Source organism: Photorhabdus sp. RM71S, from assembly GCF_042879355.1.
In the GTDB taxonomy this organism is placed as follows: Bacteria; Pseudomonadota; Gammaproteobacteria; order Enterobacterales; family Enterobacteriaceae; genus Photorhabdus; species Photorhabdus kayaii.
In genome coordinates this window covers 52975-78889 of the sequence record NZ_JBHFKV010000008.1, presented here as the reverse complement: position 1 = coordinate 78889, position 25915 = coordinate 52975, and the positions used below count along the sequence as shown (strand labels likewise).

The window sequence follows — 25915 nt, the reverse complement described above, 5'->3', positions numbered from 1 at the left end:
ACGCCATTTTCTCATTAGAATTTTACATCTACTTTCGCCCACATTGTCCGGCCGGGTTCATTCACTGAGGTATTCGCTGAATAACCAAAGGTGCTATTACCGGCAAGGTTAAGGTGTTCGCTGTATTCTTTATCCAAAATATTGTCGATGCCAGCGCTCACTTTGACATTTTTGTTAACCTTATAGGCAACGTTGGCCGAAAGTACGCCGAAACCTGAACTATCTTGAAAATCTTTGCCGACAACATTCCCCTGCCCCACAGCAATCCGATGCTGGCTGCTCACCAACCGCCACAAACCGGTACTACTCCAATCACCACGTTCATAGGTCAATCCGAAGCGTGCTTCCAAAGGTGGGATCTGAGGCATTGGCTGGTTATCCGTCCGGTTTTCTCCCCAGGCATAGGCAAGGCTGGCATCCGTTTTCCAATGATCTGTCAATTGATAACCAAAGCCCATTTCTCCGCCCATGATATTGGCATTGATATTATCAGCCTGACTAATGCGGGCGTTTGTCGGGCTATATCTAAATAAAATGAAATCATTTACACGCCCTATATAAGCGGATACCCAACCATTAAAACGTTCTCCAGTATATTGAGCGCCAATATCAAGTTGAGTGGTTTTCTCACTTTTTACCCCATCAAAAGCACTGGCACTCCCCACCGGACCATATGTCGGCGAGAACAGTTCCCAATAGTCGGGGAAACGCTCGGTGTAACCAATACCGGCATAAAACATCATTGGCACATCAGCCAGAGTATGCTCTAAGCGCACAAAACCACTCGGCAAGGTATCATTACGCTCTTTTTCACTATTACCAGCAAATTTCTTTGCTCGGCTGCGATCAAGACGGGCACCGGTTATCAATTCGCTCTGTTCTGTAGCATACCAAGTTAGCTCACCAAATAGGCCATAGTTATAGAATTGAGCATCCTTTTGCCATACATTACCTGCTTTATTACGATGGATATTGGTTTGCGTATCTGCGCCACTTTCCAATTTGAAGTCTTGCCATAGCCAGGTACCCATGACTCGCCCTCCCACAACGCGACGATCCAGTTGCATAGACATACCGTGATTCATATTCATGTGCATACCACACATATGTTTACAACTCGAAGAAGGCATACCCATTGACATGGCGCTATTCGGAGAACGCAAAGTTATATTGTCCATAATATGGTTGGTATAGTTGTAATAAACTTGGGCTTCAACCTTATCAAGCACTTCACCGAGGTTAGATTTCTCAAAACGCACACCGAGACTTTCGCGTTTGAATTGCGAACCATCCATGCTACGTCCAGCATAACGAGCTTCTCCGTCCCCTTTTCCCGCGGTCAACTCAAGCAATGTATCTTTATCCGGAGTCCACCCTAACGCCAGATCACTATTCCATTTATCCCAACGTGAAGGAACGCGATACCCACCACCATCTTTGTAGTCATTTGAACGGGATTTATTTGCCATTAAACGTAAATATCCCAATTCATTGCCAATACTGGCATCTACATTGCCATCCCAACGGTCATTTGAACCCATCAATCCACTGGCATTGAATTTGACTCCCGGCTGATCAAATCGAGGATGTTCACGTTCAAATCTTACGGTCCCTGCGGAAGCACCAGCTCCCCACAACACCGTTTGAGGCCCTTTAATGACTGTCAGCAAATCATAACTTTCTGGCGAAATATAGGATGAAGGGGCATCCATTCTGCCGGGACAAGCTCCTAGCATTTCTGCGCCATCAGTCAAGAGCTTAATCCTCGAACCAAACATGCCCCGAAATACTGGATCACCATTGGTGCCGCCATTACGGATTTGAGCAAATCCGGGTATGGTTTTTAAATAATCAGAGCCGTCACTTGCCGGAACCGGCTGACGGGGGGTTTTTGGCGAGGTGACAATTGACAAAGGAGAATGCAAAGGTGCTGTTACCGTGATCACATCACCATCATTGGTTTTTAAACCGTGCACATGATCACGTGAATCAGGTGAAGTTTCAGCCGCATAGCCATTAAAAGTCGCTAGCAGAAAAAGTGGCATCGCCGAACGGATACAATGGGATAGCCTATTTTTTTTATGAAGAGAATTTTTTTCGAACATCATCTTTCCTTAATGTGAATCCACCTTCCGAAGAGATATTTCTATCAACAGCGGAATACGTTATAGAATCCAACCAAATCGTTTTTGGTATGAACAGACTTTTCCTGACTCAATAATGAGCAGGACAAGACATTTCATTATGTTTAAATTAATGAGATAAGATCTGTTCAGGCGGAGCACGAGGCAACGAATCAGAAAAGATAAAATGCGGCAGAAAGGAAGCTACGGTTTGAATCGGTGGTGGCCGTGAAGTCAGCGAAGTTGACCAAAATAGCGGTGTATTCGCCAAATCCAGCATAGGTATATGGATCAGAAAAACGCAGTATCCACAGGCAATATCCTCCAACATCGACATACCACCACCATGCATACCCATCTGCATGCCATCATGATGGTTAGTAACATATGATGCGGAAGAAACGTCAGAATGAGACATATTCCAAGGCATATCACCGTCAGATGACATCACCCTATGGCAATCGACCACTTTCGATGAATGAGCCTCACTAATGCGCACATGTTCCAGTGACCGGGAGATCACTGGCGCAATGAACAACATCAGTATCGCGAATATACCGAGCCAAGCTGGCAGGCGGCTCCGCGATGTGTAAAATTGGATCAGTGACAAACTAAGCCTATTCTTGTAGAGAACACATTCAGGAACGAGATTGTACGTATTTAACAACCAAATGTTAAAACACTTTATGCAGGAATGTCGCTTTGACGACAGAATTTGTTGTTTTTTTAAAATCTGCGGGATTATTTTCATGAGCATCGAGCAAAATCACAGAGATTAACGTCACGGGCAAGGGTATTTCCCTATGTGCAAATAAGGCAATATTCACCACACAACAAACAATGATCATGTGATTTTTTATACTGATTTATTTAACTCTAACGGTTTGATATTACTTATAATCACCGCTCATACACTGAACCTTAAGTATTAAACCTCTCAAAAATACCCTCCAACATATTGTCTTTATTGGATTTTATTTAAGGCAACTTCAACGCGTTTTCAAGCTGATTCCATTCAATCAATTCAGTTTTTAACTAAAAACTTCGTTGAAGTTACACCTGAGATTTTTCATGCCATTCCATATAGCGTTTCATTAAAAGTCGGAAAGCTCGTTATTGGTACAACTGGACAACCCGCCGCGTTTCTTCTCAATTCCGCTAAATGGCCTGTAAATGGAATAAAGATAAGCAGAGATAATAAATCATCATTACACACATCAATTTATTGATATACCGGGTTTTCCACACTACATCATGGTCGTAGAACGTTCACGACCATGTACTAGCAAGAGGAATTTATTAGCCGTGTTAGGTGGACTCATTGCCTATTGTTTAAATAAAGAAGAAACCGTCACTGAATTTTTCCATTCGAGAGTGACGGTTTAAACAGAATTCAGGTTAACTTAACTCAGGAATCAACATTCGAATAAAATTCGCCTGTTCAGGTGATATATCATCGTCGTTGTTTATGGAATGCTTAACAAGCTCCAAGTTCGTGTCATTAATAAAGTTTTCAGTGATCGAAATTCCCGCCACCAAATTTTTAACTTGATGATAGTGTGTACAAGGCGTGAAAACAATATCACCAGGATTCTGTATACAATGAATTCCTTGAGCCTGAATGAAATCGGGATATAAGACCAGATCAGGGTTAAAAGCATCAACTTTGCCATAACCTATTTTCATTGCCTCTTCCGGCCCATAAAATACCCACTCTTTTCGACCACTAATCACCGCATTCCAGGCATGAGTAGAAGCAATATCCAAATGCATACGAGAGCCGCTGTTTTTAGGCCCCATATAAATCCAGCGAAGTAATAGTAATGCTGCTTCATTATGCAAAATATCGTCTGAAACACGTTGACGAATTAAGCAAGAAAAGTAGTCAGGAACCTCATAATCACTCACCAATTCTTTAAAATAGAGCGAAAACGGCCACGCAGAAGCATAATAAGGATCGGGTTCTTCCACATCTTTTATATAATCAATATAGTCACCAAGAGACATATATTTATTATCTTTATTATTTGATGATCGAAATACTTTTATCAGGTGATGACCAAATTTTTGCTGAAAATAGTCCCATGTCCACTTTGTTCTTGCTACCCACTGTTCAGCGCCTCCTCGAATAATAAAAGGGACTCTATTCATCATACAAGCAGATACATCCTCTATGGATGGCATGGTGAACTCTACGCATTTCTGATAACTAGAATTAGAAAAATCCATCATATTTATATCGTTCCAAAGAATAAATAGTATTTTCTATAACTGGCTGAAGCAGCCAGCCAGTTATAATGCTTATACCCGTTATCTTTCAAGTTGCCTCTTTGTTGGCTGCACTCACTCACCCCGGTCACATCGTTATCTATGCTCCCGGGGATTCGCTCCCTTGCCGTCGCAATGCATCTTGAAATCCATAGGGTATATGTTAAAAACATCAAAAAATTTCTTGTGAACCGGTGCCAAGCAATCTTAACTTAATGTTGGATAATCAATTCCGAAATAGTTGATTGCTGAACTTCTTCTAACCAATAAGGCAACGGCAATAGCTGTTTATAATGAGAATAATATCTGCTCTGATCTGCAAAATGAGGCGAATCAATATCAGAAGATTGCGAATAAGTGAGTAACCCGCGCGCATTAGGCCCTTGTTGATCAAATGCCACCAACATTATCCAACTAGACCCATAACGAATATGATATCCCTGATCAGTTAGCTCCGATTCCAATACTTCACCACTCACCACATCATTACCCACAGTATAATGATGTTTAGGAAATAGGGTTTCATCCCCATCCCATGTCGCGATCATATTAAAGCCGCCTTCTTCTTGAAATAACCCCGGCCAACTCATGCGATTACCTGCCGGTTTACCGTCAGGTGCGGTACTTTCAATAAATTGAAATTTACTTACCGGAATATCTAAAGCCAGCCCCACATTCTTCACATTAGCAACCGCCCGTGCTAACAAGGTAACAAGCTCTTCACTTTGTTTTAATTGGCGTGGCGTTGTTGCCGGGTGGACTATATCAAACGGTACGGCAAAATGTTCTTGCTGATCAATTAAAAACGCTAATTCACGGAATATAATCGCGCCCCGACTATCCGCATTAAATTCACCGTTCCATTGTGATAGCAATTGACATGCCTGCGTAATATCCACCTTCATGCCATTCTCCAGTTTAATTAATCGGCTAGGTGTTTTATCACATAGGTAAATCACATCTTTTAATATCAGTTCGGCTAAATATGAACGCTCAGAGAATAACGCCCGTTCTAACTCCATGAGAGAAAATCGCTTATTATCACCCGCCGCATCCTCTATTAGTTGCAACCCCATACGAGTTCTGAATGATAGTGGCTTCCGCTCGTTACCAAGAAGTGGAGAAAAACCTTCGAGCAAATGTTCCAGATTCGTTGCCCAGTGAGAACCATTGGAATTTTGTACATAGGATGTTTCCACAAGCTGTGGGGTCTGATCATAACCCAAGGCTTCGGTAAAAATCATTGATGATGAGTTACCCGGTAAAATAGTCACGCCATACTTCTCACGTGCCGCCGCTAGGGTTTCGTTGTCATTCAATAATTGAATAGCTTCAAGAGGTAATGCCGGTACAGCTTTATCACCAATAAAAATACCAACGCCTTCTTTACCAGTTAACAGCGTGTTATTAAAAGCCAAGCCATTAAAATCTTTATAAGATTGTTTTGCATCGGCAAGACTATCCGCTCGATTCAACGCCAACCAATGATCAATCATATCAAGATTGTAAAGATTGACATCTTTCACGACATAAAATTCAGACTCGGACCAGGCAAAGTCTTCATTTTCAATAATAGGCCCAATATCAGTATAAAAATGATCTTTCGTGACAGTTTCAATACCGCTATCGGTTTTGACGTCAATATGAATTGGTTTCGACATTACCGGTTTAATAACACCATCAATCACATAATTGAGCGGATTATTAGCAGCAGTTTGCATTTTATAAACAATGACATGTTCAGCCGATGAATAAGTGTGAGTCCAGGCAATATTGTGATTAAATCCAATATTAACAATACCCGGGAAACCAATTAAAGACGCTCCCATGACATCAATCTTTCCATTCATGACATGATGCACTTGCCAAAAACGCATGTTGCCTTCATAAGGAAAATGGGGGTTCGCCAATAACATGCTATTGACCTCTTCAACTTTGTCACGGCCTAATGCCCAACCATTCGAACCAATGGAATAACCATTATTCCTTGATGTCTGTGAAGCCAACTGTTTTTGATCATCTTTATTGGGATCAGCAGCATAATAATCAGCAAGAAATTGAGCAGAACCAGGAAATACCGCAATAGAAAACACATATGCCAGCACATCCTCACGTTGAATAGGCACTACCCACTCTTTATCTCGACAAGCTTTTGGTAAGGTATAACGCCCTTCCTTTACATGGGACAGGTAGGTATTATAACCTGCAACAAACCCATCAATAATTACCTGTGAATCAGTACTTAATTGCGGCCATTTCTCACGCGCCTGTTCCACCAAAGCTAAAGCTTTATAACCGAAGTCCTCAATTAAATTCAGTGAATCCCCCTGCTTATCTCTATCAGCACCAAAGAAACGCGCACGTTCTCCCCGAATGCGTACATAATGATCCGCCATGATGCATATATTATCTTGTGCCTGAGCATAGGCATTGCCAAAACTCAGGCTTCCCAAGTCTTGCGCATAAATATGTGGGACACCATAATGAGTACGAACAATTTTCGCTTCAAATGCTGTCGTCGTCTTTTCTGAATAACTTTTAAATCCGCCACAACTTATTGTCAACAGAATAGTTGACAGTAATGTGATTGTTTTAAATGATATTTTTTTAAATAATACTGTTTTAAATGATGTCATTTTTATTTTGCCCTTAAAGTGCCTGTATAAAAGCAATCTCTGGCTTTGAATTTTGATTCCAATATTAATGCTCTGAGTAACCAACGATCATAACCATCGTATCGAGGTTCATATTCGCTACGCGCATGAGCGACTTTACGGTTATCAAATAGCAACATTTCTCCAGGAGATAATATAAAAGCCTCTCTATTTTCATTAATACACTGATTCAACTTTTCCAACGCGGCTTCTGCCTTTGGTGTTAAACAACGCATATAAGCTGGATCAAATATCATTTCTGGCTCTTTATGTTGACTTAATATGGCAACACGACGGCGGCCACCAATATTCGACATAAAGGTCGGATCGACATCGATCTCAAAGTTTGGTTCTTGCAATTCAGCAATGGTTTCAGCATCCAAATGAATATTCTTTGTTTGAAATAAGTAGGTTTCGGCATTTTTGTCGCCACGCAAACAATATAAAGCAACCCAGTCTGCTTTTGCATCATGGAAACCATCTTCAACATGCCATTCCAAAAACTCTTTATTTGTGCCTAATTGCACATTCTTATATTGTTCCATTGGAAAAACATCATCGATAAAATTAAAGTTCTTTTTATTGACAAACGAATAAATATACCCAATTCGAGATAATATCGTTGATATCAAAGTACGAACACCCGCTACCTCAGAACTATTTGTTTGTTCATAAGATAAAGGCGTTAAGCCAAGATCATCAGGGACAGGCAATCCCTTTATCAATAAATAATTTTCATTTTCTAACGCTCGAAAATCAAATAGTTTTTTCTGTAAACGCACAGGCAAATTAAATGATTGATAAAAACATTTCCAATAAAAATATTCGAAATTATCAATGTCATATTTTAGAGAAGACTTTAAAAATGCCTGCTTTAAATATGTCTGTTCTGCTGAGTCAAGCTCAAAAATGAAGTCATCAAACTCCTGAATATCAGACACGATGCACTGCCCTTTTCTATTCATAATAGGCTGTCCTTTTAAACTGTGTTGCCAATAGCCAGCAACACATACCTAGAAAAATATACCCGTTATCTTTCAAGTTGCCTCTTTGTTGGCTGCACTATCTATGCTCCCGGGGATTCGCTCCCTTGCCGTCGCGATCCATCTTGAAATCCATAGGGTATAAACTAACCAAAAAGTTTACGAATACCGGTAATGATCAAAACCAGTGCTTCTCGTTCTGCAAATGATAAATTGGGATGCCAGATATCCATTAATAAACAAATTCTATGTTTATCTGAACGGTTATAAGCTTCATGCTGATAAGAGTAATCAAAAAGTAAACACTCACCTTCTTTCCAACATCTGGCTTCATTCGCAACGATGATCTCACAATTGCTAGCAGGAATATCGACCGCAAAATGTAAATTAAGGGTGAAATTCCATAAATCACAATGCGGTTTAATCACCGTACCCGGTTGCAACACCGAAAAATGAACTTCCAATAGAGGACAATGCCAATCCCGTAATTCATTATTAAAAATATGCCATGTAGCGGGCAAAATATTGGCAACGGCGTTATTAGGCTGACCATTTTTAAATAAATATAATGCTTTCCAATCTTTTTGAGTTCCCAAATAGTGCTCATAATCGGTGATATATTGAGACTCACCACTGATGACTGCGTTAATTTCCTGTTTTATTTTACCCGCATTATTCATCAATGAGGTGACTAACGGCTGCAATTGCGGAAACGAATTCGTATCCAACCACGGCGAGGTAGAAAGACCGGGCATGATATATTTGGCATCTGCTTGTAATGGCGCTCTTTGTTGTAGTAAAGGATAAAACATATCCTCTACTCTTTTTAAACAGTCACTCCCATATTTTTCTCTAATTCCAGCCAATTGATCTTCAAATAGTTCCAACATGATAACCTCCTGATATTTATGTTTTATACCCGTCATCTTTCAAGTTGCCTCTTTGTTGGCTGCACTCACTCACCCCGGTCACATCGTTCTCTATGCTCCCGGGGATTCGCTCCCTTGCCGCCGCGATGCATCTTGAAATCCATAGGGTATATTATGATTACATCTTAGCAATAGCGGGCTATAAAGCCGCATTTTCTACTTTATCGGGGTGTACATTGATTTCAATATTATCTACTAAACCATTATCCATCGTGATAACTCTGTCGGCGATATGAAAATATTTATCATCATGGCTAATAACAATGATAGTTTTTCCATCGCGCTTCATTTCAGGAAGTAATTCATGATAGAAAAATCTTCTATAATTAGGGTCCTGATCGGCTGCCCATTCGTCAAACAAATAAATAGGTGCATCTTCCATATAAGAGATAACCAGCGCTAAGCGCTTACGTTGACCATGAGAAAGCTTAGTTGTGGATAATTTTCCATCTTTAACCGTGACTTTTGCTGCTAAATCCAATTTTTTCAGATATTGACGAGTTAATTCATCATCGGCAAGTTCACCTTTTCGATTAATTACCGTATCAAATAGATAAAAATCCGAATGAATAACACTGTACATATTCAGATAATTCTCTCGGTTATCTTTATTAACCACCTTATCATCTATGAAAATATCACCTTCAGATTTATTCAATAAGCCAATCAACAATTTGGCAAAAGTTGACTTACCACTGCCATTACCGCCTTTAATAAGGATAATTTCGCCGCGCTGAATATCCAGATTAATCGGCCCAACAGAAAAACAGTTCCCTTCACCGGCATACTTAAAGCTAATGGAACGCAGGGAAATTCGAGACCACTCTTTAAATTCTTCTGTGTTGGTTAACCTTGGCTCCATTGATAAGTTTTCAGAAAACCTCAAGCGATCAATCTTACGCAGAGATATAAGCGCTTTTACTATAGTTTCCTGGGATGATAAAATAAAATCAACAGGCCCCAGTAAGAATGTCATTATAAAGATAAAGGTAAGAATATCGTTACTTTCCCCTATTCCCCACATAATATGTGAAAATAAAATAGCCCCAAGAACCAAGAATAATAGTACTTGACCCCAATTTTCATTCAGTTTCCAAAAAATTTCCGATCTAAGATCAGAATCATTAATCTTTTCTAATGATGGTAAAACACCTCGATTAAAAAACGATTTTTTTCGTCTTTCATTGTTATTCAGCTCTTTAACCCCATCCACCAGACTTTTAAACTGCTCATGAAGATTATCATAATCATCACGATATATATCATCATAAGCTTCGGCTTTACTGATGAAATAACACGAAACCAAAATTCCTAATGGGAGAATAACCAAGATGACCACAAAAAGACCAATCGATTTGAATGCCAAAAAACCCAAACATGCAATCACAGTAATCACATGATAAATAAACTGTGGCATAGTAGAAATAGCCCTAGAAATATCACTTACATCAGATGTTAAGCTGGCCTGAACTTTATGTCCTCCAATCCTATCCAAAATGGCATAAGGGGTATTCAAGATTCGTTTTACTAAGGCACTACGAACCTCAAAAATAATTTTCACACTTAACTTTGTCATTAAGTAATTAGCAAAAGAACTTACAATAAATAAACAAACCAGCCCACTGAAGAACTTAATTGTCCATGATAATAAGTCAACACTAATCTGTTCCAATGCATCATCGGTAATTAAGGATATTAGCCAAATACTAAAGAAAGCACTAAAAGCACCAACAATACTATTAAGAATAATTTTTAACCGATTGGCTTTAACCAAATCAGAGATCATCGAGATTAACTCCTAAATAAGATTTTACTATTGCCAGACTTTAACAACCTTCACTTTGCCATAAAGTGATATTCCACCCCCCCATAAAACCCTGGGCAATTTTTTTTGGCGTTAACCAAAGACAGTGCTGATAAATCGCATTATCACCATTAATTTGCAAAATAAAAACCTTATAGCCTTTGTCATAAATATCTGTTTTCAATCGCTGTAAAATTTTCTTAAGCTGATCATTAGAAAAACTATCATAGTTATAAATAACCACATGATTTTCATTGAACTGATAGTCATTTACATCACCCTGTATTACTTCAATATTCTTTTTTTTCTTTATAACATTAACATTTTGCTGTGCAATTAATGCTAGCGATTCAATAATCTCTACTCCGGTAATCTTACTAAAATTGTAATTGGATGCACATACAATAGTTCGCCCTTTCCCACACCCTAAGTCGATAAATTGAAAGTCATGATACTCGATCGGCAGAGATATTAATGCCTTATGAATCACACTGTAATGAGCAGGCATAAAGTAAGTGCCATCGTAAGAATTGATATGACATTTATCGTCAAAAGCAATTCCATCAGTTTGAACACCTAAATATTGGTCTTGGCTATCTTGTTGATCAATCCAGTTAAAAATTTCATCAGGTTTCGTGATGCCAAAAATAATCCATAATAAGTGATATAGCTCTTCTCCTTGTTGTACCTGAATTTTATGATCTAATATCGCCTTAGCGATAGCGATTGCGGGTTCCTCGCTGGTTACGCACGCCATTAATAAATCCGCACTGATTTCAATCTCACTATAAAAATCATATTGTTCATACATTGCATCATCAGCGTTGAAATCAATATGTACACGGCCATCCGCTATTTCAATAAACCAACATCCGACCTGTGATATCCTCACTCGGTGATAATGATTGATGTCATTTACAGGCCGATAAATATCGGCCCGATATTGCACAATGTCGAGCAACTCCTGATAGGTTAAATTCGATTTTTTGAATGAAGGCTCTGGCCGGTAACGTTGTCGCAATATAGCCTCAGCCAGAGATTCAACAGAACCCGGTTTTAATACTGAATAATGATCACCACTTACCATGCCACAAATAATCGGTTGTGTGACATAATCTTGTAAGGATGCAATAATTTTCTCTTTTTCTGCCCGTAATTGTATGGAGCTTTCGCAATAAATGAATGTCATCTTGCCCTTTAACTTGGCTGATGGCACATAATTGCAAGTCATCATTGAGTAGCTTTTATAAACTTCAATAAAGCTTTCCAGGGCTTCACCTTCAATGCCTTGAGCTAACTCGGCAGTCACTTCATCGATCTCCTCGCGGGTATAAGGCTGTTGCTCATAGGCGATCAGAAAACTATCAATCGCTATCAAGTCAACCATTTTCCCTTTACTTTCCAACAATAAAGCGATCTCGAAAGCAATACATGCCCCCACACAATCACCCACCAATCGATAATGCTGTTGTGGATAAGCTTGCAAAAGTAATGCCACATAACGTTCAGCCAATGTTTTGACTGTCACTGTTTTCCCTTCCAAGAATAGGGAAGTTGCGTCAAATACCTTGAGGCAGAAATCGTTTTTTATTTCTCGGGCTAAATCAATAAAAGATGATACTGGAGCAGCTGCGCCAGGAACCAAAAATAATGGCGTTCGGTCAGCGCCCAATGACACCAATTTAATGGCGTCATTGGGCACTAAAAAAGCAATAATTTCAGCTTTATTGGCAATCACTAAGTTTTTTAGTTCAGGGGTAAAAACGCAACCTGACATGACTTTAAAACCTAATTTGCCGTGCTCAACAAATAGCTGCACTCCCGCAGCCGAAGTTTGCCGAATAATATCAACGATTCGTATTATTCCACCTGATTTATCCGCGTCTATTTTTATCATCATAACCAGCCTTCTTCTGCCACAGCGTTATGTCCCTGATTGGCTTGTTCAACCTGTTGCAACTGCTTACGCTCAATTATCAGTGCGAGCATGGCTAGATCACCGGCCGTCATGATATCGGCAACGCTTACCGCTACAGCGAAAGTCTGTTGTATCTGATGCAAAAATCTCAACAAGGTTAAGGAGTTCCCTCCCAACTCGATAAAAGACGCGGTTAACTTCACCATGCTTAACGGTAATTTCAGTGCATCGGCACACAGTTGTACCAATTGTTTTTCAATTTCAGTTTCTGCAACACGCTCTAACCCACTCTTAATACAAGGTTTTGGCTCAGGTAAGGCAGCAAAATTCACTTTACCATTAGCCGTGGTTGGTATAGCGGCTATCACGGCATATAGGGTTGGCACCATATATTCTGGTAATCGTGTTTTCAGTTGTTCTCTTATCAAGGGGATGACAACATCCGTTTCGGCACCCTCTGGCATCACTAGCCAAGCACATAGCTGTTTTTCGCCGGTTGCATCGACAGTCACTCGCACAATACTTGTCGCCACGTCATCAATCGCTGACAGTGCTGACTCTATTTCGCGGGTTTCGATACGAAAACCTCTGATCTTGACCTGATTATCAAGACGACCGACATAAACCAGTTCACCCTCGTTATTCCAATAAACACGATCACCGGTTTTATATAAGCGTACTGTTTGTTCCGGCAAAATAGCCATTTCAATAAACTGTGCCGCATTTTGCTCTGGGTTATTCACATAACCTAAGCTTAAAGCATCACCCGCAATATAGAGTTCACCTATAACATCTGGCGGTGCCAATCCACCCTGAGAATCCAAAACATAGGTCTGACAATGCGCCAAAGGACGTCCTATCGGCACCACTGAGTTTGTTGAGGTATCGAGTTGTGTAACATCGATGGCGGTTGCCACAATGGTTGTTTCTGTCGGCCCATACGTGTTGAATAAACGGATCCTTCCGTCTGTTTTTTGTTGCCATAGCGCCAATAACTCCATTCGCATTGCTTCACCACCCACGATGCATATCTTCAAATGCTCAACCAGTTGTTCAACATCGTCGGCAGTTAACTGATACGTCCACTCATGCCATAAGGCTGTGGGTACTGAAATCAGTGTGACTTTTTGTGCATCAATGATCTGACATAACTGTTTAACGCTATACGCTGTTTTATGGCTATCCAGAACCAGACGACCACCGGAAAATACCGATAACATTAATTCTTCGATAAAAATATCAAAACCAATGTTGGCAATTTGCAATACACAGGCAGAATTTGTCGGATAACAGCGTTGAACCGCCTCATAATAGCTCAGTAAATTGTGATGACTGATCTTAATGCCCTTAGGCGTACCCGTTGAACCCGAGGTATACATGATGTAAGCAACACGCTCTTGCGCTGATAATGCCACGTTTTGTGTCACAACCGCAGTATCAACCGATTCAATCTCATCAACCATAACAATACGCTGTTTATCAACAGGCAAAGTGTGGCTTTCAGAACGTTGTGAAACAATAAGCTGAATATCAGCATCATTAATAATATGGGCAATGCGTTCTGTTGGATAATCGGTTGCCAATGGCACAAACGTTGCGTTCGCCTTCAAAATAGCCAAGACACTAATCACCACCTCAGGACTACTTGATAAATAAATACCCACCGTATCATTTACCCCGATACCCCGCGCAGCAAGGAGTGCCGCCAGCTTGTCAGCCGCTAACGCCAACTGAGCATAATTCATGCTTCCCCAAGGCCCTGACAAGGCCACTTCATCAGGTATCTGATGCACAACTCGGGCAAATAATTGCGTCAGAGATGGGCAATCATTAGCAATAGATGACGGATTATGGGCTAATTGTTGCAAGTGTTGGATTTGACCTGATGCCAGATAATCCGCATGCCCCAAGCGATGATGTTGTGAAACTAATATCGATTTTATTGCCGTTTCATAATAGGCTAATATTTGACCTGCCTGATGTGCTCCAAACACCGATTGTGTCAACGCTAATTGCAGAACCAGAAAACTATTAGCTGAACTATGATGGCAAACAAAATCATAACCATAGTCAACTCGTTCATATTCATGATCATAAGCCTGCTCAGGCTCAACATCTTGCGTTGTCTGTAACTCATCAGACACATGAAAATCGACATAGTTAAACAAAGCGCCAGAGTAATCACACTTGAATTCCTCTTGCATCATAGCAACCGGATAATGCCGATAAGGCCAGCTTGCAGCGCTATATTCGGTTAATTGCTGAATCAACGACGCCCAGGTTTGTTGATGAATATCGGCATTAACCGGCGGCGTATTTAAGAATAATCCAAGACAAGATTCAGCGCCTTCTACTTCAAGTCTCCCGTGGCTTACCACCGAACTGGTTATGGAATCAGTGCCATTGACTTTCGCCAATACATAAACATGTACCGCCAACAGCAATGTGCGCAACGGCACTTTTAAACGCGTCGCAAGTTGTTGCAAATCGTCATGTAAATAAGATAGCTCAAGACGAGTAGAATAATGTTGTGTTGACCCTTTTCCTGTCCAGTCAGGCAATACCGCAGCGTTGGCTATGTTCTGCCAATAGGCTTTGTGTTCAGGATCATCAATAGCAGCCAGTTCTTCAGCAATGTATTCACCGTAATGCGGTAAGTCAGCTCTTGGTGGAATAGAACCGCCAGACAACACCGATAAATAGTTCTCCATAAACTCAACTTTTAGGTTGGCAACACTCCAACCATCAAGAATAGCGTGTTGATGGGACAAAACCAGAGCAAATGTATTATTAGCATCAATAAATACATTAACTCGCCACATTAATTCATTTTCAACGAAAAAGTTGCTATTTTCCTGTTCCAAACAGTGATCTAATTGATGCTCAAATTCCTGCACGGAAAGGTAGCGACAATCATTAAGCGTAACCGGCAAAGCAATCGTTTTATGAATATATTGCAATGCTCTTCCTAATTCGAAGTTGTATGTCGCACGCAATAACTCATGGCGCTGTACTATGGCATTAAATGCCTGACGAAACGCTTGTTCACTCCATACAGCATTAATCGAGTAATGTTCTACAATGTGGTAACTTTCATCTTTTAGCTGATGATAAATAGACCCCATTTGCAAACTCGACAATGAATATGCATCATCCAATGCGGATGGCTCCTTTAATGCCGCCCGTTCGTCATCTGTGAGTAATGAAAAAGCGTGATAAGCATCTTTAGAAGAGACATTTTTGTTGTTTAAATCAGGTAACTGCTGCGTTATTTCATGAATACTTTGATAGGCCAAAATATCTTTTACATTGAGTGCCAACCCCGCCTGTTTAGCCATTGCAACAACACGCACAATTAATATTGAGTCACCACCCAAAGCAAAGAAATTATCGTAACGGCTCACTTTCTCCTGCTTCAAAACAACTGCAAAAATAGACGCTAATGTTCTTTCAACGTCATTTTGTGGCGCAACATATTCAGTACTGGTAAAAGCACTGGCTTCTGGTGCAGGTAGTTTTTCTTTATCCACTTTTCCGGTAATACTCACCGGGAAAGCATCCAGACACACAAATGCACTGGGGATCATGTAATGAGGTAATTGATGCCGTAGCTGTTCTCTGATCTGTTCAATCAATAACGGTTGTGGCGTTTGCAGATAAGCAATAATTTGTTTATTACCCTGCTCAATTTCCCGCACCACGGCAATAGCATTCTGCACATCAGGCAATGCACGAAGCTTGGCATCAATTTCAGCCAGTTCAATACGAAATCCACGCAGTTTTATTTGATCATCATTACGCCCTAAAAACGCCAACGTTCCATCAGATTTTAATCTAGCTTGATCACCTGTGTGATAAATGTAACCACAACGACCAGAAAGGTTGTCTTTAACAAATTTTTGTTGCGTTAATTCGCTATTGCGGTTGTAACCTCTTGCCAAACCAGGGCCGCCTACCGCAATTTCACCCACCACTCCCACAGGCACAGGTTCGCCATAAGCATCAAGGATATAAATGTGGGTGTTGGCAAACGGCGTACCAATGGGAACATAGGCATCATCAGGCAAAGAGAGATGGGTCACATCACCGTAACTGGCATCAATCACTGATTCTGTTTGTCCATAAATATTGAAACAACGGGCATCGGTATGCATCAGTTTTTGCAAACGGTTCAAATCACGACCATACCAAGCTTCGGAACCCACTAATATATGGCGCAGTGAATTCAATCGGACCCTGTTTTGTTCAGCATAATCGAGTAAATTTCTCAGAATGACCGGCACAAAGTCACCAAACGTCACTTGTTGTTGTTCGATAAGCTGATACAAAGCCTCTGTGGTAATTAAATCTGACTTGCGGCAAATCACCAAGCGACCACCGGTGGTCAGACTTTTAACGATGTCTCCCAGAAAAATATCCACAGCCAAACCCGCCATTTGTAATACGGTTGGCGGCTTCTGGAATAAACCAAATACCGCATCCCAACCATACAAACGCGCAATCATCGCCGTGTGCTCAACCATCACACCCTTGGGATGACCCGTTGTTCCTGAGGTGTAAGTCATGTAAGCCAAATTGGTCGCGGTTGAATGACTCTGCGTCGCCGCAATATTGGTCTCAATCCGTGACTGGTTTAATATTTCATCCAATCTCCAGACGTTGTACGCCGAAGCCACCTCAGTAGGCAAACGCTGAATATCATCAATCACAACTAATGGCGCACCGCTATCTTGAAGAATGTATTCAATCCGCTGCAATGGCTGATCAGCATCAAATGGCACATAGGCTAAACCCGCCTTCAAGATGCCAAGTACGGTAATCACCGAGGCCGCAGTTCGCTCCATACAAACCGCAATAAAGGAATCCGAGGTATAACCTTTGCCCAACAAAAAGTGAGCGACCTGATTCGCTTGAGCATTCACTTGCCGGTAAGTGAGATGAAGCTCGCCGTCAATAACCGCTATTTGTTCTGGACTCCGTTCCATTTGTTCTTCAAACAATTGATGAATGCACTTATCAGCCGGATAAGGCTGCCAATTGTCATTAATATCGACCAACAGATATTGTCTTTCCTGCTCAGTTAACACCGGCAGTTTAGTCAAAGGAGCCGTTTGATATTGCTCACTCACTAATGCAGACAATAAAGTCAGGAACCGTTGGCTGAATCGGGTTATTGTCGACCGTTCGAATAGCTCACAGTTGTATTCAAAACTAAAATCAAGAGTGTCCTCACTTTCACTGGCATCTAAGGTCAAATCGAACTGAGCCGTGACATGTTCGCTATCAAGGTACTCAAATTCGACGTCGCTCAATTGCAATACCTTGGATTCATTGGTATCCATCGAGAATACAATTTGGAATAGCGGCGAATAACTTGTACTCCGCTCCGGCTGCATTTTTTCAACCAACAATTCAAACGGCAGTAACTGATACGCTTGAGCATCAATATTAACCTGGCGAATATGTGACAAATATTCAGCAAAAGTGAGATCGGCTTGGTATTGGGTGCGCAGCACTAGCATATTGACGAAAAAGCCGATAAGCGGCTCAACTTCCGCCTGCAAACGATTCGCAACCGGCGTCCCGATGACAATATCCTTGCTTTGTCCATGACGGGCAAGTAACAGGGTAAATGCAGCATGCAATACCACAAACAAGCTCGTATTATGTTGACCGGCAAGCGATTTAAGCCCAATCAAAAGAGACTTATCAGCACTAAATTCAAATAGCCCACCACGGCTGCCAAGTTGTAATGGACGCGGGTAATCCAGCGGTAAGTCATGTACCGGAGGCAATTCATGAAGCTGAGTTAGCCAGTAGTTAAGCTCCGTTTGTAACGTTTCACCCTGTAGTTGTTGCCGTTGCCAGACAGCATAATCTTTATATTGAATGGGTAGCGATGGCAAAGCCGGTTGCTGACTGCCCTCAAGCAGTTGGCTGTATATGTCGACAAATTCATCAGCAAGCACTTTGATTGACCAACCATCTGATGCAATATGGTGCATGTTGAAGACCATAACACATTGATCTTCGGCTATCTTCAGATAGGCCGCTCGCAGCATGACATCGTTAGCTAAATCAAATGCCTGCTCCGCGTGCTGCTGAATAAATTCTTGCACCTGCTGCTGACAACTTTTTTCTCTAAGGCTTTGATAGTCAATCCGGTCGATCTTCACGGTTACCTTATCCAACACTTCCTGCCATGCACCGGCGGTATCATGCCGATAGACAGTTCGCAGCACCTGATGGCGTTGGACAATCATGTTTATCGCACGTTCAGCGATAGCGAGATTGAAATCCCCTTTGACGGTTAATGCCAGCGGCATATTATATTGAGGCGTTTGCCCATCTAACTGATCAATAAACCAAAGCCGTTGTTGAGCAAACGACAATGGAAGCCGCGCCATTTCAACTCTCGCCATTTCAACTCGTGCCATTTCAACTCGTGCCATTTCAACTACAGGCGTAATTGGCGCTAGCGCTGCATTGCCGCTAGTGACTGTCTGTTGTTCTGCGATCAATTGTGCAAATTCAGCCAAGGTTTGGCTTTCGAAGACTGCACGAACAGAGATCTGTACGGCTAAGGTTTTCTGGATTTCCGATACCAACTTAATCGCCAACAGGGAATGTCCCCCTAGCTTGAAAAAGTTATCGGTACGACTCACTTTAGGATGGCCTAACAACTGCTGCCACATACCAGCCAGTTGTTCTTCCAGTTCCCCCTGCGGGAAACAGTAGTTTTCTGGTAATGACTCTTGTGTCTCTACACTCAGTAACGCTTTGTAGTCAACTTTACCGTTTACCGTCATTGGAATGCTGGTTAGCGAAATAAAGGCATTAGGGACCATATATTCCGGCAAGGTTTGGCTGATTTGTTCCTTCAACGCCACTGGCTCCAACGGCGCATCAGCAACGTAATATGCAACCAGTTGTTTATTGCCGTTAAGCTCATCAACCGTAACAACTGCCTGCCTTATCCCATCAATCGTAATAAGTTGATTCTCAATCTCACCTGGCTCAATACGGAAACCTCGAATTTTTATCTGACTATCCTTGCGCCCAATATATTCAATCTCACCATGAACATTAAACCTCACCAGATCGCCGGTTCGGTAAAGCCGCTCAACCTCACCGTCGAAAAAAGCAACCTGAATAAAACTTTTCTGCTGCTCCTCAGGTCTGTTTAAGTAACCGCGGGAAACGCCTTTACCGCCAACAACTAATTCACCAATGACGCCTTGTGGCACCAAATTCAAACGTTCATCAACAATATAGGCTTTAACATGACCACATACCTTGCCAATGGGAACCGATTGCTCAATCTGCAACGCAGATTCAATCAAGTAGTAACTCGCCAAGACTGTTGTTTCGGTCGGCCCATAGGTATTCATCACCGGAGGACGGTTTGTTGATGCGAACCAATGTCTGACAATTTCAGCATTAATTGCTTCACCGCCAACGATAACCAACCGTAGTGTGTCAGGCACCAAAGCGTCGCCACTACTCACCTGATGCCAAAAGGCGGTAGGTAAGCTCATTACAGTGATGTTGTGCTGACTACACTGTTGCCAAAATAGGTCAGCGCTGTCGAGCCAATCATCGTTCCTCAATACCAGAGTGGCCCCTGCACTTAGGGTGACAAAACACTCTTCAATGGAAATATCAAATGCAAATGAGGAGAACTGTAATATGTTGTCGTCAGGTTTAACGGCATACATTGCCAATGCTGCCGCAACAAAATGGCTCAACTGCGTATGCTCTACCATGACCCCTTTAGGTTTGCCCGTCGATCCGGAGGTATACATGACGTAGGCAAGTTGATTCAAACTATGGTTGACATTTGGATTATCCGATGCAGCCCCTGAAAACTGTTCCATTTCCGCGGTTAACCGCTCAACAATGACATTCAGTTCAGCAAACTTGTCTGCATATGTGTTGTTGGTCAACACGACCGCCGGCCGGCAATCCGCAATAATGTGATTAATTCGGGATTGAGGGTTGTCAACGTCAATGGGGGTGTAAGCGGCACCTGCTTTCAGTACAGCCAATATACTGACAATCATCTCAGGAGAACGCGGTAAACATAACGCGACAATATTGCCCGGCCCAACCCCCTTTTCGATTAGGTGATGCGCCAATCGGTTAGCCCGCTGGTTTAACTCGCGATATGTCAGGGTTTGCTTTTCTCCTGCAACCTGCCATACCAAAGCAGTAGCATCAGATCTTTGTGCTGCCTGACGTTCAAACCGGCATTGCACAGATTCTGTCGTTGTTGCGATAGAAGACGGTATCGCCAATTGTTGACCTAAACGGCGCTTCTCGTCTTCATCTAACAACGCTAAAGAGTCTAATGTTTTATAAGGATTTTCGGCGATATCAATCAACAAGACTTCAAATGATTTGAGTAACCTTGCAATCGTGTGTTCATGGAATAGGCTACTGTTGTATACCACTTCAAACAGAATCGTGTCACTGTCATCAATCGCATCGAGTTCCAAATCAAATTTAGAGAATGATTCACCCGAAGATACCGGCGTAAACACTACGTCATCCAGTCGCGATTCACTGGCCTCAGTCGTATCCATTGTGAACATGAACTGGAATATAGGTGAATAAGCGATGTTCCGACTCACCGCCAATTTCTCCACGAGAACATCAAACGGCAAATCCTGATTCATTTGTGCTTCAATGTTGACTTGCTTTACATGCTGCATAAACTGCATGAAATCAACTTTGCCCTGATATTCGGTTCTCAGCACCAGCGTATTGACAAACAACCCAATCAGTGGCTGCAACTCTTTTTGTTTACGGTTGGTGGCCGGCGTACCAATGACAATATCCGTTTGCTGGCTATAGCGAGCAATAAATACTGAGAATGCAGCGTGCAATAACATAAACAGGGTCGCACCGGCATTGCCTGCATGCTTACGCAACATTGCCGAAGATTGCCGATCCAATCGGAATCGCACCTTAACACCATAGTTGGTCTGTTTTACCGGCCGCTGAAAATCTAATGGAAATTGGTGAACTTGCGGTATATCCGCTAATTTTTGTTGCCAATAATCAAGTTGCGCATCAAACACCCCATCAGCAATCCATGACTGCTGAGTATAAGCATAATCTGCATATTGTACGGGCAATACCGACAAGGATTCCGGCAGATTTTGCTTAATCGCTTGATAATGAGCGACAAATTCTTCCATCAATAGAGAGAAAGATAATCCGTCTCCCGCAATATGGTGCAAATTGATGATAAGGAATTGCCGTTGAATATCAGTGGTAAAAAAGTCGATCCGGACCATTAGATCTTTCTGTAAGTCAAACTGAGCAGAAACATACTGATAAAGTATCGCTTTCATCTCGGCAGGTTCACATGTCAAATGCCGAACATTGATTTTTGCCTTAACATCTGACTGAATCTCTTGCCATACTTCGCCCTGTTCTTCTCGGTAAACTGAGCGCAACACTTCATGGCGTTCGACAATTCGTTGCATGACTTTTTCAGCAATCGTTAAATCGAACGCGCCACTCACTTCCAACACCGTCGCCATATTGTAATGTTCGCTGCTGCCAAAGAGCTGGTCGATGAACCACAAGCGTTGTTGTGCAAAAGAAAGAGGTAATCGAGTCAGCCCTCTGTCGACACTCTTGATCGGTAATGGATTTAATTGTTGCCCTTGCAGATACGCAATAATTTCTACCTTATGCGCTCTCAACTCAGTCAGCATATCTTGCGATACCGCGCCTTTAGGCGCGTTTAACTTAAGCGAATCAGATTCAAGGTATACCATAATGTCTTGCTGTTTTAAGTCAGCTAAAAATGCGGCGATATTCACAGTTCAACGACCTCCCTTTCTTCCCCACTCTGTTTCTGCTGTTCGGCAAGCTGCTGCTCAACATACTGTGCTAAAGCAAACAGCGTGTCATAGACGTAAAAATCCTTCACGGACAGTTCGATCTTCAATTCTTCGCTGATGGCACTGCCGAGTTTGACAAATTGCAGTGAGTGAATACCGAGCTGTACAAACCGGGCCCCAATATTGATTGGTGTCAACCCAAGCTCCCGATGGAACAATCCAGCTAACTGCTTTTCAGTTGCCGTTTCTGGTGATGTAAAAGGCTCCTTAGCGATATTTTCCATGCTTGGCGCAGGCAGGGCTTTACGATCAACTTTGCCATTCTCAGTCAATGGCATTTCCGGCAATAACACATAGAAGCTAGGCCACATAAACTCCGGCAAGATGCGCTCGACTTTATCGCGCTGTGCGCGTATGTCGAGCATCGACGGAGCCACCAAATAAGCCACCAAGGATTGCCGCAGCTTGTCATCCTGTCTCACACAAACCACAGCATCCGCTACATCAAAATTAGCGCGGATACAGTTCTCAATTTCACCCAATTCGAGACGAAAACCGCGCAATTTCACTTGAAAATCATTTCGGCCAATGTAAGCAATTTCGCCTGATGGCAACACTTTCACTAAATCACCGGTGCGATATAGCCGTTCGCGGTTACCTTTAGAGTCCACATGATCAATAAAACGTTCAACCGTCAGTTCTGGACGGTTCAAATACCCTTTTGCTAGTCCGACACCACCAACATGCAGTTCTCCAACTACACCAACCGGACATTGGGAGCGATCTTTTGCCAACACATAAAGTGACACATGGGGAGCGGGACGACCAATCGTGACTGGCTCAGTCGTCTTTTCAAAGAGTTTCAACGAAGACCATACCGTGGTTTCCGTTGGCCCATATTCGTTGACAAGCGTTGCCTGAGGCTGATATTGGAAATGTTTTGTCTTTACGTTGTCCGACAAATTTTCACCGGCGCAAATCACCTTACGTAGTGAATGTCCTGCAAGGTAATCAAGAATGGCATCGTAGAAACTGGGAATAAAAAGAGCGTGGCTAATTTGTTGACTGTCTATAATCTTCGCCACATGCGATGCATCTTTCGCATCCTGAGGGGCCATTAAATGCAACGTTGCGCCGCTGCCAAGCCCCCAATATATAGCCGGAACCGATGAATCGAAAGCAAATGATGAAACCAGTAAAAATTTCTCCGGCACTATCGAGTATGAATTAAACCGCCCAACAGTGGATGCGCTCAACGCCCCATGCTGGATCATCACCCCTTTAGGATTACCCGTCGAACCCGAGGTATAAATGACATAGGCGAGGGACTCCGCTGTCACACTTGAAGTCAACAACGGTTCAGTACGGGACTGGGCGGCAATTTCAGTATCATCAAGCAAGATAGTGCAAACGCGACCCGTTGGTAAATCGACCTTATCGATACTCTTGTTATCGACGATAACCAAACCAACATTGCTGTCAGCCAAGATAAAATTTAACCGCGCCACAGAATAAGTGGGGTCCAATGGCAAATAAGCACACCCTGCTTTCAATATCGCTAGCATGCTGACAACAAAGTCAATGCCAGGCGCCATCAAAATCGCAACCAACGGGTTGTTGTCGGCGCCTTTAGTCAATAATAATTGGGCGATCTGATTAGCCCTTGCATCAAGTTCAGCAAAACTGAGGCTTTGATCCTGATAGCAAATTGCCACTCGCTCAGGATACTCAGCCGCCCGCTGTTGAATAAGCCGATGCACAAAAGGTTGCTCCTCAGGCAGTTGCCAAGCTGATTGATGAGATTTGTCCAACACAGCTTGTTCCTGCTCACTGACGATCGCCAATTGATTAATTGGCCTATCACCATTGAGCGCAATGTGCGCTAACAACAACTGCATATTTTCGGCAAAACGGGCGATTGTGTCTGGATTAAAGAGCCCTTGATTAAACTCAAAAATCAGCGACAGTTCGTCCTTATCTTCTGCTGCGGTTAAGGTCAAATCAAACTGCGTTTGTCCCCTTTGCTCCATAACCTCTTCAAATTCAACATCAGCAAGTTCTAGCTGTTGAGATTCATAATTTTGCATTGAGAAAAGCACTTGGAATAAGGGAGTAAACGCAGTGCTTTGTTCAGCTAACAACTTCTCAACCAATAATTCGAATGGAATGGCTTGATTGCTCTGTGCATCAAGGTGCACCTGCCTTGCACTCTTCAACAACTCATTGAATGTCAGCGTCGATGTACAATCCAAACGCAATACGAGCGTATTGAGGAAACAGCCAATTAGCGACTCCAGCTTCTGTACCGGTCGACTTGTAATAGGTGTCCCAATAACCACATCCGGGTTATCACTGTAGCGAGCCAGCATCACCGCAAAAGCGGTATGCAACAGCATGAATAACGTGGCATTTGAATCCACAGCTAATCGCTTAAGTTTACTCACCGTCTCCATGGGTATCTTTTGCGTGTGCATTGCGCTACGCATATCCAATTTTTGAGGGCGAGCATAATCCAACGGCAATTCATGAACCAATGGCAAGTTGGCTAGCTGTTGTTGCCAATATTGCAACTGCTCGTCAAACATTTGCTGAGTTTCAGCTTGATTCTGCCAGTAGGCATAGTCCGAGTATTGCAGTTCAAGCTCAGTCAACAAAGCAGGTTTACCATGAACAACTTGCTGATAAAGAAGGGTAAATTCATCAACTAATATCGCCAAAGACCAACCATCAGCAGCAATATGGTGCAAATCAAAAAACAATACGCCGGCCAACGGTTTATCAGATGTATCTGATTTTAGATCAGATGCCAGATAAGCCACTCTTAGCGGCAAATCCCTACTTAAATCAAATAATCTCTGTTTCTGCCCCTCCAGCCAATCCTCTATGTGTTGCTGTTGGTCAACATCATCGGCAAGGGTGTCTTTGTCTATCTGGAAAACATAGTCGCCCAACACGACTTGTTCGAGCATGCCCTGCGATTCCTGATAAACAGTTCGTAAAATTTCATGTCGCTTAAGAATGGCATCCATCGCCTGGCTTGCGGCTTCCAAGGAAAATTGACCATATAAATTGAACGCGGTTGAAATCTTATACTGACGTTCAACAGTAGAAACCTGTTCAACCAGCCAAAAACGGCGCTGTGCAAAGGATAACGGTGCCTTGGTAAGGCGCCGACGTTGTAATAACGAAAACTTCTGTTGCCCCCCTACTTCTGCATGAGAGAGAAAATCAATAATTGCTTGTTTGTTTTGTTTAATAAATTTTCCCTGTTCAGGTGTGATGGCACCCGGAGCAGACTGAGATTTTAGCGTCCCATTTTCAACAAAAAGACGAACTTCCTGCTCGGACAATCTATCAATAAAGCCTTTTAGGTTCATAA

General features: G+C 42.2%; 10 protein-coding genes. All 10 read right to left on the bottom strand.

Annotation, left to right across the window (positions count from 1 at the left end; translation table 11 throughout):
- Positions 1-14: 14 nt before the first annotated feature.
- Positions 15-2108: a TonB-dependent copper receptor gene (locus ACGF5R_RS06715; protein ID WP_387690211.1), complete on the bottom strand. Its 2094-nt coding sequence runs from the start codon at positions 2106-2108 to the stop codon at positions 15-17.
- 145 nt (positions 2109-2253) lie between these two features.
- A complete protein-coding gene (locus ACGF5R_RS06710) occupies positions 2254-2733 on the bottom strand; it encodes a DUF2946 domain-containing protein (protein ID WP_387690209.1) in 480 nt (159 codons plus the stop codon).
- Positions 2734-3521: 788 nt separating this feature from the next.
- The gene (locus ACGF5R_RS06705; protein ID WP_387690207.1) at positions 3522-4307 is read right to left on the bottom strand and encodes a cupin-like domain-containing protein; all 786 of its coding nucleotides are present in this window, start codon (positions 4305-4307) and stop codon (positions 3522-3524) included.
- A gap of 296 nt (positions 4308-4603) precedes the next feature.
- On the bottom strand, positions 4604-7027 hold the full coding sequence (locus tag ACGF5R_RS06700; protein WP_262980172.1) for an acylase: 2424 nt from the start codon (positions 7025-7027) through the stop codon (positions 4604-4606).
- Positions 7028-7029: 2 nt separating this feature from the next.
- Positions 7030-8010: a TauD/TfdA family dioxygenase gene (locus ACGF5R_RS06695; RefSeq protein WP_192880988.1), complete on the bottom strand. Its 981-nt coding sequence runs from the start codon at positions 8008-8010 to the stop codon at positions 7030-7032.
- A 164-nt stretch (positions 8011-8174) separates the two neighbouring features.
- On the bottom strand, positions 8175-8918 hold the full coding sequence (locus tag ACGF5R_RS06690) for an aspartyl/asparaginyl beta-hydroxylase domain-containing protein (RefSeq protein ID WP_262980173.1): 744 nt from the start codon (positions 8916-8918) through the stop codon (positions 8175-8177).
- Positions 8919-9096: 178 nt separating this feature from the next.
- Entirely contained in the window at positions 9097-10743 is a 1647-nt protein-coding gene (locus tag ACGF5R_RS06685; protein ID WP_112876697.1) for a cyclic peptide export ABC transporter, read from the bottom strand.
- 40 nt (positions 10744-10783) lie between these two features.
- Positions 10784-12661, bottom strand: a complete 1878-nt coding sequence (locus ACGF5R_RS06680) for a thioesterase domain-containing protein (protein ID WP_262980174.1) — start codon at positions 12659-12661, stop codon at positions 10784-10786.
- Positions 12658-22515, bottom strand: a complete 9858-nt coding sequence (locus ACGF5R_RS06675) for an amino acid adenylation domain-containing protein (RefSeq protein ID WP_387690204.1) — start codon at positions 22513-22515, stop codon at positions 12658-12660. Before ACGF5R_RS06675 ends, ACGF5R_RS06680 begins: the two co-directional genes overlap by 4 nt.
- A complete protein-coding gene (locus tag ACGF5R_RS06670; protein WP_387690279.1) occupies positions 22512-25913 on the bottom strand; it encodes an amino acid adenylation domain-containing protein in 3402 nt (1133 codons plus the stop codon). Before ACGF5R_RS06670 ends, ACGF5R_RS06675 begins: the two co-directional genes overlap by 4 nt.
- Between the last annotated feature and the right edge of the window lie 2 nt (positions 25914-25915).